We start from the raw sequence: 15110 nt of genomic DNA, 5'->3' as shown, positions 1-15110 counted from the left end.
ATATAATAAAGGAGTAGCACATGCTGGCAACACTCAGAGCGATAGCTGAGTCTGTTTCACAACAGGCTAACTTAGACAGTGCGTTAGTGTGCTTTGTAAAAATGGTTAAAGATGCCATGAATACTCAGTGCTGCTCTATTTATTTTGCTGATTACAGCCAAGATAATTTTGTACTTATGGCCACCGAAGGATTAAACCCTGATGCGGTGGGCAAATTTAGAATTGGTTTTACCGAAGGGTTAGTAGGCTTAGTTGCTCAACGTGAAGAGCCTATTAATATTGCGTTTGCTAAAGCCCATCCTCGTTTTAAACTTTCCCCCGAAGTTAATGAAGAAAGCTACAATGCCTTTTTATCGGTGCCTGTTGTGCATCAAAAAAAAATATTGGGCGTTATTGTTGTGCAACAAAAAATGGCTCGGGTATTTTCTCAAGATGAAGAGTCGTTTTTAATTACGCTTTCTGCGCAGTTGGCTTCACAATTAGCACATGCTGAGATAAAAGAAATATTGCGTCAAGATGAGTCATCTCACCAAACATCGGTGTTAAAAGGGGTTTCTAGCGCACCAGGTATTAGTATTGGTAAAGCTTTTGTTGTTATTCCTAAACTAAATTTTAAATCTATAGAGCTCACTAAAAATAGCAATGTAAATGAACAACGCCGCTTATTCTCACAAGCGGTTGCAGCAACACGCAAAGAGTTTCACACTTTATCTATGACATTAAGCGATACCATACCACAAGAGGCGTTGGCGGTGTTTGATGTGTATCAGCAATTACTCGATGCTAAAAGCTTAGGTCATAATGTAGAGGCGCAGTTACAAGAAGGTTGGTGTGCAAAAAGTGCATTAAAAATTGTGATTGAACGTTTAGTTGCTCAGTTTAACCAAATGCAAGACCCTTATATAAAAGAGCGCGCGGTTGATGTTAAAGACATAGGTTTGCGAGTGCTTCATCACTTAGTCAATACTGAGCATGCGATAAAAGATTACCCCGAAAACACTATTTTAATGGCGCATACTTTAACGCCTTCTATGTTGGCGGAGGTGCCAAGTGAGCGTTTGGCTGGGGTAGTGAGTATTAAGGGGTCAGCTAACAGCCATGCCTCTATTTTAACGCGAGCGATGGGGGTGCCGGCGATTTGGGGGATTGAAGACTTACCGCTATTGCAGTTTGATGACAAAGAAATGATTTTAGATGCTTTTGCTGGGCGTTTATATATTTCCCCTTCGCAGACGCTAATCAAAGAATATACACAGTTACAATACCAAGATGACTTACTTAATAATCGCTTTTTAGAAGAGCAATCACTGCCAGCCACTACCTTAGATGGAGAGCATATTAGTTTGTTACTCAATGCTGGACTTGAGCTCAATACCCAACAAAATAGTGCCCATATTTGTGACGGTGTAGGCCTTTACAGAACCGAAGCCTGGTTTATGCAAAAAGGGCAGTTTCCGTCTCAACAAGAACAAGAAAAGTGGTACCGCGAAGTACTCACTCGCTACTATCCAAATCCCGTGGTTATGCGAACATTAGATATTGGTGGCGACAAAGTTTTAGATTATTTTAATATAACCGAAGAAAACCCTTTTTTAGGTTGGCGCGGTATTAGAATTAGCCTAGATCACCCCGAACTTTTTTTAGATCAGCTCAAGGCTATGTTAAAAGCCAATATTGGCTTAGGCAATTTAAAGATAATGCTTCCTATGATCAGCGGCACTGATGAAGTTGAAGAGGCGCTTGGATTGTTTAATCAAGCTTATTATGAATTGGGTGAAGCATTTCCTGAGCAATTAATAGAAAAGCCAGATATTGGCATTATGCTTGAGGTTCCTTCAAGTATATTTATGCTGCCTGAGTGGTCTAAAAAAGTCGATTTTTGCTCAGTAGGTAGCAACGATTTAACTCAGTATTTATTAGCGGTAGATAGATCAAATGCTCGCGTAGCCGATTTGTTCAATCCTTATCATCCAGCTGTTTTGCGCGTATTGAGCAATATTGCCAATGAGTGCGAGCACTATGAGTTACCTTTTAGTTTATGTGGAGAACTTGGCGGCGATCCTGAAGGTGCTATTTTACTTATTGCCATGGGCTATAGGCGCTTAAGTATGAACTTATCGTCGTTAAATAAAGTGAAATGGGTGCTTAGGCGCTTAAATGTTAGTGACATGGAACAATTACTTGATGAGTGTTTAGCACAACCCAATGCTAAACAAGTACTGCGCTTAACCCGTAATTTTATGATAGAGCATCAGCTGGGTAATTTATTTTATACGCCTAAATGATAGTGCTGTTATTGTTTATATAATCAATTAAAATATACATATAATAAAATGTAGTAGAGATATCTATGTATGAACTAGGGCTATTTGTTGCCAGTTGCGCACTGTTAGGATGTATTGTTGGCTTTTTAGCAGGCTTGTTAGGTATAGGGGGTGGGTTAATTATTGTACCGGTGCTCACTAGCTTGTTACTTGTTTTTAATGTAACTGATGTTGAGCATGTACTCGTCATTGCAATAGCAACATCTTTAGCTTCTATTTTATTTACCTCTACTTCTTCAGCGTTAGCGCATCATAAAAACAATAACGTACCTTGGAATGTTGCCCCATGGGTGATGTCGGGCGTGGCCGTTGGCGCATTAATTAGCGGCTTTGCTGCTAGCTTTATTCCTGAGAAAATATTACGAGTGGTGTTTGCTATCTGTGTGGTTTTTATTGCTATGAGAATGGTGCTTTCTGTTCGTAATAAAGTGAGCACACAACACCCTTTACCTACAGGCCCTGTGTTAGGCAGTATTAGCGCGGTTATGGGGGCATTGTCTGGGTTGATTGGTATTGGTGGTGGCGCATTACTTGTGCCTATGTTGCATTATTTTTCGGTTGATATTAAAAAGGCAATTGGCTGCGCTGCTGCATGTGGTATTGTAATTGCCTTTTTTGGCTCTATTGGTTATGTCAGCGCAGGTTGGCAACTAACTGACTTAGCGCATGGTTTTATGGGGTTTGTGTATTTACCCGCATTATTTGGGATTGTTGTTACCTCATGGTTTATAGCGCCAATAGGCGCTAAAGCAACACATTACCTACCTGTTAAGACAATTAAGAAAGTTTTCGCGGTGTTACTTGTTATCATCGCAATTAAAATGGTTTTTAGCTAAAGGTTTATTTTTATGGCACTGGAGTTTCCTCAAATTGATCCAATAATATTTTCTATTGGGCCACTTAGCGTTCGTTGGTACGGGTTAATGTACTTAATTGGTTTTGTGTTTGCGATGTGGTTTGCTAATCGTCAAGCTAACAAGTCAGGGTCGGGTTGGACCAAGGACGAAGTCAGCGATTTACTCTTTTACAGCATGCTGGGCGTTATACTAGGTGGGCGTATTGGGTATGTTCTGTTTTATCAATTTAGCTATTTTATCGAAAACCCCTTATATTTATTTAGAATAGACCAAGGTGGTATGTCGTTCCATGGCGGCACACTTGGGGTGATCACTGCGATTGCTATTTTTGCCAGTAAGCGTAAAAAGTCCTTGTTGCAGGTTGGTGATTTTGTTGCACCTTTAGTGCCGGTTGGCTTACTTGCTGGGCGTATAGGTAACTTTATTAATGGCGAATTATGGGGGCGCACTACCGATGTCCCATGGGCCATGGTATTTCCAACGGGAGGGCCGCTTGCACGCCACCCTTCGCAACTCTACGAAGCTTTTTTTGAAGGCTTTGTATTGTTTGTTATATTGTTGTGGTTTATTAAGCGTCCACGTCCTGCGGGTAGTGTGTCGGGGTTGTTTTTACTCGGTTACGGTGTATTTAGATTTTGTATTGAGTATTTTCGCCAACCAGATGCACAGTTGGGGTTATTTGCTGACTTTATTTCTATGGGGCAAATTTTATCGTTACCTATGATAATAGGTGGATTAGGTTTGCTTATTTGGGCTTACAAACAACCACAATCGCAAACAGCAGCCAAAGCGTAAAAGAAGAAGTTAAATGAAACAATATTTAGAGTTATGTCAGCGCATTATTGACCAAGGGCAATGGGTTGAAAATAAGCGTACCGGTACACGTTGCTTAACCGTTATAAACGCAGATTTAGAATACGATGTGGCGAATAATCAGTTCCCAATGATCACCACGCGAAAAAGCTATTATAAGGCCGCCATTGCAGAGCTGCTAGGATATTTAAGAGGCTATGACAGTGCAGAGCAGTTTCGTAGTATAGGCTGTAAAACCTGGGATGCTAATGCTAATGAAAACAGTGCTTGGTTAAATAACCCCAACCGTAAAGGTGAGGATGATATGGGGCGTGTTTACGGCGTTCAAGGACGCGGCTGGCAACGCCCTGATGGTTCAACACTGGATCAGTTAGCAAAAGTTATCAATAATTTAAAAAATGGCATTGATGATCGCGGTGAAATTATTACCTTTTACAACCCCGGTGAGTTTGAGCTTGGCTGTTTGCGCCCATGTATGCATACGCACACCTTTTCATTATTAGGCGATACCCTTTATTTAACCTCGTATCAACGAAGCTGCGATGTGCCGCTTGGGCTAAATTTTAATCAAATACAATGCTTTGTTTTATTGGCGTTGGTTGCACAAATTACAGGCCACAAGGCTGGTAAGGCATATCATAAAATTACTAATGCACACATTTACGAAAACCAGCTTGAGCTAATGCGAGATGTGCAATTAAAGCGCGAACCATTTGCATCTCCTCAGCTAAAAATTAATCCAAAGATTAAATCACTTGAAGACATAGAAACATGGGTAACACGTGATGATTTTGAGGTGGTTGGTTATCAATGCCATGAGGCTATTCAATACCCATTTTCAGTTTAAAAATAAAAAGTTAAGGAGAGCATAATGAAAGCAGTGATCCCTGTAGCGGGCCTTGGAACACGCATGTTGCCAGCAACAAAAGCAATTCCAAAAGAAATGCTGCCAGTTGTAGACCGCCCACTTATTCAATACGTTGTTAGTGAAGCGGTTGCCGCGGGTATTAAAGAGATAGTATTAGTAACGCATTCGAGTAAAAACTCGATTGAAAACCATTTTGATACCAGCTTTGAATTAGAAGCAACGCTAGAGAAGCGTGTAAAGCGGCAATTACTTGCCGAAATACAGTCTATTTGCCCTAAAGATGTAACCATTATTCACGTACGTCAAGGTGAGGCAAAAGGCCTAGGCCATGCTATTAACTGTGCTGCGCCTATCATTGGCGATGAACCTTTTGTAGTTATTTTACCTGACGTTATTATTGATGATGTAGAAAGCGACTTAACCAAAGATAACTTAGCAGAAATGATCACTCGCTTTGAGCACACTAAACACAGCCAAATTATGGTTGAGCCTGTGCCTAAAAATGACGTAGATAAGTTTGGTGTTGTAGATTTAGGCGATGTTGAACTAAATCAAGGTGAAAGCGCATCAATTAAGAGCATGGTCGAAAAGCCAGCTGTTGACGAAGCGCCTTCTAACCTTGCCGTTGTGGGTCGTTACGTATTGAGTAAAAATATTTGGCCATTACTGGCTAAAACCCCTCAAGGTGCCGGTGATGAAATTCAGCTAACAGATGCAATTGCTATGCTAATGCAAAATGAAAAAGTAGATGCTTACGCAATGAAAGGCCGAAGCCACGACTGCGGCAGTAAAATTGGCTACTTAAAAGCAACAATAGAATTTGCGCTTCGTCGTGACGAATTTGCTGATGAGCTTAAAACCTTTATTAAAACCTTAATTTAAATAAATTTATATTTTTCAAAGCGCCTATATGGCGCTTTTTTTGTTTTCAGCCCCTAAACCACCTACTTCAGTAGGTGGTTATCATCAAATAGGCTTTGCCTGTAAAAAGTACTCATGTTAATTCCTAGGTTGATTTTTAGCGAAGTCACAAAAGGAAAAAACATGAGTAGATACGAGAAAGCATCGCATGTGTATTGGCGATGTCAATATCATATAGTTTGGACACCGAAATATAGATTTAGGATCCTTAAAAACAAAGTAGGCAGGGATGTATACAGATGCATTCAGGTCTATTGTGAACAGCTTGGGTGCAAAGTTGTTGAGCTGAATGTACAAATAGATCACGTACACTTAGTAGTAAAAGTGCCACCAAAGCTGTCAATTTCAAAATTAATGGGGGCATTGAAAGGTAAAATAGCGTTAAAAATGTTTAGTAAATATCCGTACTTAAGAAAGAATAAGTTATGGGGTAATCATTTTTGGCAGCGAGGGTATTTTGTTGACACGGTAGGCATAAATGAAGAAGTAATACGGAGATATGTCAGGCATCAGCAGAAAGAAGAGAGACAAGAGCAAGCTCAGTTAACACTGGAGTAAACAACGCCCCCTTTTAGGGGGCTAATTCAAAGCCACCTTCTTTAGAAGGTGGATCTTTTACTTATAAAATAGCTTTTTAGGTTTGTAATTATCACTATTTTTGCAGTTATAAAGACAGATTCTAGTTTGTGTTGTAATATTTATGTTAATCTTAGCCTTTTTGTTATAAATATGTTTTATTGGTCTCATTGTAAGTTAGCTCAATTAAACGGTTTAAACTATTGAAAGAGAAACAACTAATGTGTGAATGCAGCACGAAGTATTACCGATATGTATTTGTGATGTTACTGTCACTATTAAGTACAGGTTGTATGCTATCGAATAATAAAACGTCTTTAGATGAACAAGTTAATGACGCGCCAGAATATGTAACTATTACAGCGCTTGAGCTTGCGCAATTAAAAGATGCAGCGATGCAATGGCAGAAAGCTCGTTCTGGTATAGAGCGAATGTTAAAGTTGGAACCTGAGCTCATTTACTTAGTTGATCATATTGATATTATTAATACCAAAGCATTGGCTCAATCTCGTCAGAATTATAGAAACCCTTATGGTTCATCAATTGAATTAACTGCACCTAATCTTAGAAACAATAATTACGCAAATGTACCAACTAAAGTTGAACGGCCTATCCGACAATATAATAATCGCCAAACAAGCTTACAAAATTCGAAGGTAAAAAAAATAGCGAAAGCCCCAAAAGATAAAAAGGTGTTTGCACTGCAAGTAGCCTCACTAAATTCGCATGAAGGTGTTGTAAAGCAATGGAAGCAGATTAACCAAAAAGCTTCGCCTTTATTTAAGGATAAAATCGCTACAAATATTGAAAAAACCGAAATTAATAACAAAACCTATTATCGACTAAAATTGGGTGAATACCATAACTTTAAAAGTGCTGAGGACGATTGCGAAGTATTTAAATTTTATAAGGTTGATTGTTTTGTGAGTAACTACACTGAAGGACCAATTATATTATGATATACAGATCTAATTAGGTTAAAGGTAAATAGCAGTTTAAAGATGAATTAAAAAGATAGTTTTGGAAAAAGTAGTTATACCAATCTGCTTGGATATGGGATCTATTTTAACGATAAGAAAATTGCTCTATAACTAGGCAAAAGTTTTGATATCTAGTTGTTCTAAATAAAAAAATTTTAACAACGTTATAGGGTGATTTAATTCGTTAAACTGTTCAAATATTTATGCAGGTTGGTATTACTAAATAGACTGTGCAAGCCTTTCTGAGGAATAGTTAGCGCGGCTAAAAATATCGTCTCAGCAGTGGCAAGCAGCCAAAGCAGGTGTTGAGCGTTTATTAGTGATTGAACAAGATCTAAAGCTATTAATAAGCCAATTAAATGCAGTGGCAAATCAAGACACCGCATCAACAAATACGCCTGTAGTACCAACAGTTAAAGCTTCAGCTGAAACGGTATCACCAAAAGTAGCACAAAAAGCTCAAGTGGCAACGAATGCAGCAGCTGATGAAAAACGAGCCGTTACCGACAAAGATCGACTTAGCCAAAGTTTAAATGAAATAAAAACCAGCGCCTCGTCGTTATTTCAGGGAGAGTTTGTAGCGAATGTAGAAACTATTAATGTAAGTGAGGTTACTTACTATCGTTTAAAGCTCGGGGCTTATCAAAATCAAGCCAATGCCGCTGCCGATTGCGATAAACTTAAACAGCGTCAAATCAACTGCATTGTGAGTCATTACACCCAGCAGCCTTTAAAATAAAAATGCAGTTAGGGTATTCGGCATAATAATTGCTTTATAAGTATTATGTTTTTAGAGGATGGCAATTATGCGCCTTTTGTTACCCTTGCTATTATTAAATTTAGCGGGCTGTAGTTTAACACCTCAGCCAAAGCCGAGTATAAGCACAGATGCCCCTAAAGCGGTGATGGCACCTTATACGCTCAACCAGTACGTAAGTAGCTTAAGTGCCCAGCTTAGCCATATTAAAGAGCCTTTAAAAAGCACCGCGTCAATTGCGGTCAGTAGCTTTTATTTAGCCGATGCCCTAGACACTCACGTTGCTCAAGGGCAAGGGGCAGGGCTTAGCCAGCAAATTCAGGAAAGCTTAATAACCCAATTTACCCAATTAGGTTATAACACGGTTGAATACCGGCTTGAAAACCAACTTAACTTATCAGCGAGTGCAGACTCAGTACTAAGTCGTAATACTGGCAACTTAAAGCAGCGTCAGATTATTGACTTTGTGATCACGGGGACGTTAACCCGCCAAGAGCATGCGTATATTGTGAATGCACGCATGGTCAATATGCAAACTAACCAAGTTGTCTCTGCAGGCAGTACTGAAATTCCCATCAATGTGATGTGGGGCAATGAAAAAATACAGCAGCGCGGTGACTATATTTACCGCAGTGAATATTAATTAGGAGCACACATGAAACGCCTACTATTAACTTTATGTTTGCCACTGGGCTTTGGTTGTTCACAAATGACAAACCATAGTGACACTCAAATTACCGACGATGCTCCTTTGTTTTTTGAGCAACGCCCTGTAGCTGCACCAACAAATACTGATTTGCTTTATCAAAACAAAGCAGCCGTGATGAACAAAAACAAACAAGTTAACACGCCAACACGCAAAAATATTAATCACTATGTGCGTGGTATCATGCAAGACATGGCTGAAAATTTACAGTATGTAAATACTAAAACGCCATTGGCGGTATCGAGCTTTGTTTTTTTAGATCGTGACTACAACAATGCCAACTTAGTGGGCAATCAAATTGCCGAGAGCTTTATGCATGAGCTGCATAATTTTGGTGTACCGGTAATCGATTTTAAAACTACCGATTACATGCGTGTAACACCCGGTGGCGATTTTGTTTTTAGCCGCGACTATTTAGAGCTTAACCAAGAACAAAACTTTAGTTACGTATTAGCAGGCACGCTAGTAAATCACCAAGGCGGCATATTAGTAAACGCACGTATTGTTGGTTTAGCGAGTAAAGCGGTTGTAGGCTCTGCACAGGGCTTTATTCCGCAAGCGGTGATCGATGCGTTAAATAGTAGTAACAGTGCCGATGGCATTATGCTAAAACAAGCGAGTAAGTGAGGTTATTAATGATTAACTTAGCGAAATGCTCAGCGCTTATTGGCCTGTTTACACTTTTACTACCGGGCTGTAATTTAATGGGTGAGTCAGCTAAGGCTAAGCCTGAACCCGCAGTGGTAAGTAATCTTGATTTTAACCAAATTATGGCGCAAATGCAGCGCGATGACGAGCAAGAACAATATGCTGATACAACGCAATTTAAGCCAAACAAGCATCACAAAAGCTTAGTTAATTATGTTGAGCAAATGGCACTTGATTTAACCGACACCATGCAAGTAGCCCCTCAAGATGCAGCGATTGCGGTTACTTCGTTCGTTGATTTAGACGCCAATTTAAATACAGCAAGCCAGCTAGGTAATCAGTTATCAGAAACATTTATACATCAGCTGCAAAAATTTGGTTACAGCGCCGTTGATTTTAAAACAGCCGAGTTAATCACAGTTAACAACCGAGGAGACTTTGCATTTACACGTGATACTCGTAAGCTTGCAGGTACGAATATAGCCAGCCATGTGTTATCTGGTACACTTATTTATCGAGAAAACGGCGTAGAAATTAACGCACGCGTTGTTGATATTCAAAGCAAGCGATTAGCCGCCAGCAGCCGAACATTTATTCCGTTATACGTACTAAATAAAGAAGATATATATTTATCAAGCAATTAACTTAATTTGGTGCTTGATATAAAAAACCAGATGCCGTTATAATTTCCAAGTACTTAACACTTAACACCTAGCGTGGCCTCTTAGTTAAATGGATATAACGGCCCCCTCCTAAGGGGCAGTTACAGGTTCGATTCCTGTAGGGGCTACCAATTTAGTGTTTATTTTTGTTACGTTTGTTTATAACGCTTTGCAGAGCTTTATCCATTTTTTCAATAAAATCATCTTTGAAGGGGTAGTTATCATCTGCGTCCTTTAGGTAGCCAATATGGGCTGTATGCTCAAAAATAATTTTGTCATCAATCAATTCTGTTAGATCTATTTCTGGGTCTGTGTATTGTATTTTTTGTACGCCATATTGAAATGATAGCTTTTCACTTATAAAGCAGTCGATTCGTTTTTTTGCTAGTTTGATTATGTTCGATAGGGTGCTTTTATTTTCCCATCGTTTTATTTTGCCTTGTTTTTCTGCTCTTTTTAGAGCGTCATCTAACACCAAAAAACCAGCATTAAGCCCTACGTTTATAGGGGGAGCTGTTAATAGGTTGTGTTCAATATTTTTTAGACTAAACCCTGGGTTGCAAAATGCTTGCACAACTTCGGTTTGTAATGCGATGGAATAAGGGGAAATAAAATACCTATCTACTTTATGCTTGTATGGGGGAAGTATTGCAAACTCCCTACCTTGTTTAAGCGAGTCAATACCGCGTTTCCACGGAATAGGCTGTAGTTTAATTGTATAGTCATTTTTTAATAAATTTGCGGCTTCCTTTACTAAATCAACATATATGCCGGTCAGTTCACCTTTGTGTAAGTAAGTGTAAGGGGGGTGACTATCATCAACTAAAATAACAACCTGCTGAGGTGGTTGCGCTTGTAGGTGCTGTAGAGGTAAAAATATGGCGAATATAAAGATATAAAATAGATAACATCGTTTAGGGATACTCATTTTTAGCATACTTATTTCATACTTCATCTTTTATAACGCATATTGTAGCTTGTAGTTTAGCTACCTTTATTAAAAAAACGAGGGCTATATTTCATCATTATATAAAAGTCATTGTTTTTTAACTAAATGTATTTATGTGACTTACTTTTAATTGGTTGCACCACTTTTTTAAGTTTTAAGTGTCTATTTAGGTAATTGTTTATTATTATAAGTTATTAGTATGTAAACAACTTTTAGCTAAGGGGTTAATTTGAGTGAGCTAATAACACAATCACCATTTATTGAGCTAACCGTACTACTCGTGCTAGCAGCTTTAGTGGGTTTTTTTGGCATATTATTACGCCAACCTTTAATTATTGCTTTTATTGCGGTTGGTTTACTCGCTGGGCCTTCGGTATTTGATTTAGTATACTCAAAAGAAAAAATTGAGCTGCTTTCTGATTTAGGAATAGCCGTGCTGCTATTTTTAGTGGGTATAAAGCTTGATGTAAAATTAATTAAGTCTATTGGCGGGGTGTCTGTTTTAACGGGGTTAGGGCAAGTAACGTTTACCTCTATATTTGGTTACTTAATTGGTATTATGATTGGGCTTGACCATGTTACTAGTGTGTATGTTGCTGTTGCGCTTACTTTTTCTTCTACCATTATTATTGTTAAATTACTCTCTGATAAAAGAGAAATTGACTCCCTGCATGGCCAAGTTGCACTAGGGTTTTTAATTGTACAAGATCTTGTGGTTGTTTTTGCCATGATAGCACTTGCCGCCATAGGGATGAGTGGCGAAGGTAGCGGCCATGATTCGTCCATTACAAATGTAGCTGTATCCGGTGTTGGTATGCTGATATTTGTGGTTGTTTTTGTAAAATATCTCGCCACGCCACTGACTAATTTATTGGCCAAAACACCCGAATTATTGGTTATTTATGCTATTGCGCAAGCCGCTTTATTTGCCGCTATTGGTGAGCTTATTGGTTTAGGTATGGAAGTGGGGGGGTTATTGGCCGGTGTTGCTTTAGCATCTACCCCCTACAGGGAAAGTATTGCGGCAAGGCTTGGCCCATTGCGAGACTTTTTATTACTATTCTTTTTTATTGCGTTGGGGTCGGCATTAGATTTATCTCAGTTAGGCGCACATACAACCGGCGCTGTTATTTTTTCAGTATTTGTACTCATTGGTAACCCGCTTATTGTATTAGCAATAATGGGGGCAATGGGGTACAGAAAACGAACTGGATTTTTAGCGGGGTTAACGGTTGCGCAGATCAGTGAGTTTTCGTTAATTTTTATTGCAATGGGTGTAAGTTTGGGGCACTTAAAACCAGATATTTTAGGGTTAGTGACTTTAGTCGGTATTATTACCATAGCCATTTCTACTTACATGATCACCTATTCCCACCAGCTGTATGCTTTTTTTGAGCCCTTTATTTCAATATTTGAAAGAAAAAACACCCCAAGAGAGCAAAGTTCAGAGCATGAAGGTGAGCAGTATCAAGTGATAATATTTGGTTTAGGGCGTTTAGGCACTGCTATTGCACAACAATTAAAAAAGGGTGGCGTGGCTGTACTAGGGGTTGATTTTAATCCAGCTGCTATAAAACAATGGCAAGCATTAGGATTAGACGCAACATATGGTGATGTAACCGATGGCGAATTTATTAATGAGCTACCACTTAGCCACGCTAAATGGGTGGTATGTTCAATACCTCAGCACCATACCGGACTTTCGGTTGAAGATACGCGCAAAACAGTTGTACAGTTAACACGTTCCGCTGGTTTTACAGGTAAACTGGCCGTTGTATCGCAAAATACCAATGAAACGGCAGAGTTTAAATATTTGGCTGTTGATCTTGTATTGGAGCCTTTTCAAGATGCGTCGCAAAGAGCTGTTGAGCTACTTATAGAGCAGCTTTGAATGCGTGTTTTGCTATATTTATTTAATACTTATAAGGAGCAACTATGAAACGATTTAAAAATATAGTGTATATTGTTAAGGATGATTTACAAGATTCAGCTTCACTAGCGCGTGCTGTGTTGCTTGCTAAAAATAATCAGGCAAATTTAACGTTGTTAAAAATACAGCCTAAGCTTTCCTCCTCAGTTTATTCAGAAATATTAGGGGCAAGTAAAGAGGATATAGAGCGCGCTGTATTAGAGCGCAGTGAAGAGTCGTTAACGCAATTAATTGACTCGATTGATTTACCCACAACAGTAACCTGTATAGTAAAAATCGGTAAAACATACGAAGAAACAATACGTTTAGTGCAAACCCATCAATTTGATTTAGTTATAAAAGAGGCGCAAAATCTTACCTGGATTGAACGTTTTTTTAGCAGTGATGATATTAACTTATTGCGTTTATGCCCAACGCCAGTGTGGTTAATAAAGGCAAATACGCAACATGAGTATAAAAACATAATAGCGGCAGTAAGTTTTGATGGCGATGATACTGTTTATCCCGCGCTTAATAATACGCTTATAAAACTTGCCAGTTCAATGACATTACTTGAATCTGCTTCATTACATGTTGCAAATGTATATGATGCAGCTAATGCAGGGTTTATTGGTTTGTGGGCAGAGGATCCCGATGAAGTAGCTAATCAACTTTATAGTGCTGAGTTTAGTATCAGTAACGATAAGGTAACGGCCTTGTTAGCTGATTTAAAACAAGCGTTAGGTGAGCAAACATATAGTTATTTAGCTGCTAAAACTCACCTTATACAAGGAGAGCCTGCCCAAGAGTTAGCAAAGTTAGCTAAAATAGTAGAGGCTGATTTGGTTGTTATTGGTACAACCGCAAAAGAGGGGGTTGTAGGTGCTTTATTAGGTAATACAGTTGAAACTTTATTATCACAGCTTGATTGCTCTGTATTAGCTGTAAAGCCTGATGGCTTTGTAACTCCCTTAGTTTTTAATTAAATTGTACTTATTACGCCCTAAGACGCGTACTTAACATGATGTTCAGGCTAATTATGATGGGCATCTTTATTTAATATTATAAGCGAGCTATCAATTAGCCCGCTTTATAAAATACTCTGCCGAACCCCGAACCCCGAACCCCGAACCCCGAACCCCGAACCCCGAACCCCGAACCCCGAACCCCGAACCCCGAACCTACAACTCAGCCATCACTAGTAATTGTAGCAATCAGCTCACTCAGTACTTCTTCGGCTTTGCCTGTTTCTACTTGGCAAGTGCCGGCATTTAAATGACCGCCGCCGCCGTATTTTAAGCATAACTCGCCCACATTAGTATTTGAGCTGCGGTTAGTGATTGATTTACCAATGGCGTACACCACATTCTGCTTTTTAAGCCCCCACATTTTATGAATTGAGATATTACACTCTGGGAACATGGCGTAAATAACAAAGCGGTTAGTGGCGTAAATGGTTTCTTCTTCGGTTAAATTAAGTACCACTAAGTTGTCGTGTATTGATGAGCAGCGATCTATTTGCTCTTTAGCTTGTGCGTTGTGCTCGTGGTACAAAGCAACGCGCTCTGCCACGTCTTCCATTTGGAGTATTTGTTCAATGGTGTGATCTTTACAGGCGTCAATCAGCTTCATCATTAACTGGTAATTAGAAATTTTGAATTCACGAAAACGGCCAAGCCCTGTGCGTGCATCCATAATAAAGTTCATCAGTACCCAGTCAGTTGGGTTTAAAATTTCGTTTTTCGAAAATTGTGCAGAATCCCCTTTATCAACTGCTTCCATCATGTCAGTTGAAATATTAGGGAATTTTTCAGCGCCACCATAATAGTCGTATACAACGCGTGCTGCAGAGAGGGCATCAGGGTTAATAATGTGGTTTTTAATATCGCTTGCGTTACGAACGGTTTCGCTCAAGTGGTGATCAAACGCAATATGGCACCCTGCAACGTAGGGGAGGTTTGTGGTGATATCGTTGCTGGTGATGGCTATTTTACCGTCTTGCATATCTTTTGGGTGCACAAATAAAATGTCATCAATTAGGTCTAAATCTTTTAGTAATACGGCACACACTAGGCCATCAAAATCGCTGCGAGTGACGAGTCTATATTTATTATTGCTCATTGTGGATCCATCTTTCTTT

General features: G+C 39.2%; 15 protein-coding genes and 1 tRNA gene. 14 read left to right on the top strand and 2 right to left on the bottom strand.

The genetic code is table 11. The features are described from left to right. Positions 1-20 precede the first annotated feature (20 nt). The 12 genes from ptsP (at position 21) to KG708_RS07790 (ending at position 10243) form a co-directional block, all read left to right on the top strand. Positions 21-2285 carry a phosphoenolpyruvate--protein phosphotransferase gene (gene ptsP / locus KG708_RS07845; RefSeq protein ID WP_213608855.1) on the top strand — a complete coding sequence of 755 codons (2265 nt, stop codon included), beginning with the start codon at positions 21-23 and terminating at the stop codon, positions 2283-2285. Positions 2286-2350: 65 nt separating this feature from the next. Then, entirely contained in the window at positions 2351-3160 is an 810-nt protein-coding gene (locus tag KG708_RS07840; protein WP_213608854.1) for a sulfite exporter TauE/SafE family protein, read from the top strand. Positions 3161-3172: 12 nt separating this feature from the next. Then, entirely contained in the window at positions 3173-3976 is an 804-nt protein-coding gene (gene lgt, locus KG708_RS07835) for a prolipoprotein diacylglyceryl transferase (RefSeq protein ID WP_213608853.1), read from the top strand. A gap of 13 nt (positions 3977-3989) precedes the next feature. Next, positions 3990-4841 carry a thymidylate synthase gene (locus KG708_RS07830; RefSeq protein WP_213608852.1) on the top strand — a complete coding sequence of 284 codons (852 nt, stop codon included), beginning with the start codon at positions 3990-3992 and terminating at the stop codon, positions 4839-4841. 24 nt (positions 4842-4865) lie between these two features. Further along, positions 4866-5744 carry a UTP--glucose-1-phosphate uridylyltransferase GalU gene (galU, locus tag KG708_RS07825; RefSeq protein ID WP_213608851.1) on the top strand — a complete coding sequence of 293 codons (879 nt, stop codon included), beginning with the start codon at positions 4866-4868 and terminating at the stop codon, positions 5742-5744. 162 nt (positions 5745-5906) lie between these two features. After that, positions 5907-6341 (top strand): IS200/IS605 family transposase, encoded by a 435-nt coding sequence (tnpA, locus tag KG708_RS07820; protein ID WP_087532237.1) that lies wholly within the window; start codon positions 5907-5909, stop codon positions 6339-6341. Positions 6342-6580: 239 nt separating this feature from the next. Continuing rightward, complete coding sequence (locus KG708_RS07815) at positions 6581-7318, top strand: SPOR domain-containing protein (protein WP_213609331.1); 738 nt, start codon at positions 6581-6583, stop codon at positions 7316-7318. Positions 7319-7658: 340 nt separating this feature from the next. After that, positions 7659-8078 (top strand): SPOR domain-containing protein, encoded by a 420-nt coding sequence (locus KG708_RS17815; RefSeq protein WP_366513587.1) that lies wholly within the window; start codon positions 7659-7661, stop codon positions 8076-8078. A 67-nt stretch (positions 8079-8145) separates the two neighbouring features. Beyond that, the gene (locus tag KG708_RS07805) at positions 8146-8739 is read left to right on the top strand and encodes a FlgO family outer membrane protein (protein WP_213608850.1); all 594 of its coding nucleotides are present in this window, start codon (positions 8146-8148) and stop codon (positions 8737-8739) included. Between the two features lie 12 nt (positions 8740-8751). After that, positions 8752-9429 carry a FlgO family outer membrane protein gene (locus KG708_RS07800; protein ID WP_213608849.1) on the top strand — a complete coding sequence of 226 codons (678 nt, stop codon included), beginning with the start codon at positions 8752-8754 and terminating at the stop codon, positions 9427-9429. 8 nt (positions 9430-9437) lie between these two features. After that, the gene (locus tag KG708_RS07795; RefSeq protein ID WP_213608848.1) at positions 9438-10094 is read left to right on the top strand and encodes a FlgO family outer membrane protein; all 657 of its coding nucleotides are present in this window, start codon (positions 9438-9440) and stop codon (positions 10092-10094) included. A 74-nt stretch (positions 10095-10168) separates the two neighbouring features. Further along, positions 10169-10243 (top strand) — tRNA-Arg (locus KG708_RS07790). Between the two features lie 2 nt (positions 10244-10245). On the opposite strand, the gene KG708_RS07785 is transcribed toward KG708_RS07790, so the two are convergent. Then, entirely contained in the window at positions 10246-11067 is an 822-nt protein-coding gene (locus tag KG708_RS07785; protein ID WP_301003332.1) for a transporter substrate-binding domain-containing protein, read from the bottom strand. 223 nt (positions 11068-11290) lie between these two features. On the opposite strand from KG708_RS07785, the gene KG708_RS07780 reads away from it, so the two are divergent. Both KG708_RS07780 and KG708_RS07775 read left to right on the top strand, forming a co-directional pair. Further along, positions 11291-12952 (top strand): cation:proton antiporter, encoded by a 1662-nt coding sequence (locus KG708_RS07780; RefSeq protein WP_213608847.1) that lies wholly within the window; start codon positions 11291-11293, stop codon positions 12950-12952. Positions 12953-12996: 44 nt separating this feature from the next. Further along, positions 12997-13956: a universal stress protein gene (locus KG708_RS07775; RefSeq protein WP_213608846.1), complete on the top strand. Its 960-nt coding sequence runs from the start codon at positions 12997-12999 to the stop codon at positions 13954-13956. 202 nt (positions 13957-14158) lie between these two features. Here the strand turns inward: KG708_RS07775 and KG708_RS07770 are convergent, their stop codons facing one another. Further along, positions 14159-15091: an exopolyphosphatase gene (locus KG708_RS07770; protein WP_213608845.1), complete on the bottom strand. Its 933-nt coding sequence runs from the start codon at positions 15089-15091 to the stop codon at positions 14159-14161. Positions 15092-15110 lie beyond the last annotated feature (19 nt).

Origin of the sequence: Pseudoalteromonas sp. (assembly GCF_018402495.1) — a bacterium.
Taxonomy (GTDB): domain Bacteria; phylum Pseudomonadota; class Gammaproteobacteria; order Enterobacterales; family Alteromonadaceae; genus Pseudoalteromonas.
The sequence above is the reverse complement of the archived record's forward strand: the minus strand, read 5'-3'. Positions and strand labels throughout refer to the sequence as shown.

Bases quoted from the DNA above. Each gene is read 5' to 3' on its own strand.
- ptsP (WP_213608855.1), top strand. From the start codon at position 21: ATGCTGGCAACACTCAGAGCGATAGCTGAGTCTGTTTCACAACAGGCT.
- KG708_RS07840 (WP_213608854.1), top strand. From the start codon at position 2,351: ATGTATGAACTAGGGCTATTTGTTGCCAGTTGCGCACTGTTAGGATGT.
- lgt (WP_213608853.1), top strand. From the start codon at position 3,173: ATGGCACTGGAGTTTCCTCAAATTGATCCAATAATATTTTCTATTGGG.
- KG708_RS07830 (WP_213608852.1), top strand. From the start codon at position 3,990: ATGAAACAATATTTAGAGTTATGTCAGCGCATTATTGACCAAGGGCAA.
- galU (WP_213608851.1), top strand. From the start codon at position 4,866: ATGAAAGCAGTGATCCCTGTAGCGGGCCTTGGAACACGCATGTTGCCA.
- tnpA (WP_087532237.1), top strand. From the start codon at position 5,907: ATGAGTAGATACGAGAAAGCATCGCATGTGTATTGGCGATGTCAATAT.
- KG708_RS07815 (WP_213609331.1), top strand. From the start codon at position 6,581: ATGTGTGAATGCAGCACGAAGTATTACCGATATGTATTTGTGATGTTA.
- KG708_RS07805 (WP_213608850.1), top strand. From the start codon at position 8,146: ATGCGCCTTTTGTTACCCTTGCTATTATTAAATTTAGCGGGCTGTAGT.
- KG708_RS07800 (WP_213608849.1), top strand. From the start codon at position 8,752: ATGAAACGCCTACTATTAACTTTATGTTTGCCACTGGGCTTTGGTTGT.
- KG708_RS07795 (WP_213608848.1), top strand. From the start codon at position 9,438: ATGATTAACTTAGCGAAATGCTCAGCGCTTATTGGCCTGTTTACACTT.
- KG708_RS07785 (WP_301003332.1), bottom strand. From the start codon at position 11,067: ATGAAGTATGAAATAAGTATGCTAAAAATGAGTATCCCTAAACGATGT.
- KG708_RS07775 (WP_213608846.1), top strand. From the start codon at position 12,997: ATGAAACGATTTAAAAATATAGTGTATATTGTTAAGGATGATTTACAA.
- KG708_RS07770 (WP_213608845.1), bottom strand. From the start codon at position 15,091: ATGAGCAATAATAAATATAGACTCGTCACTCGCAGCGATTTTGATGGC.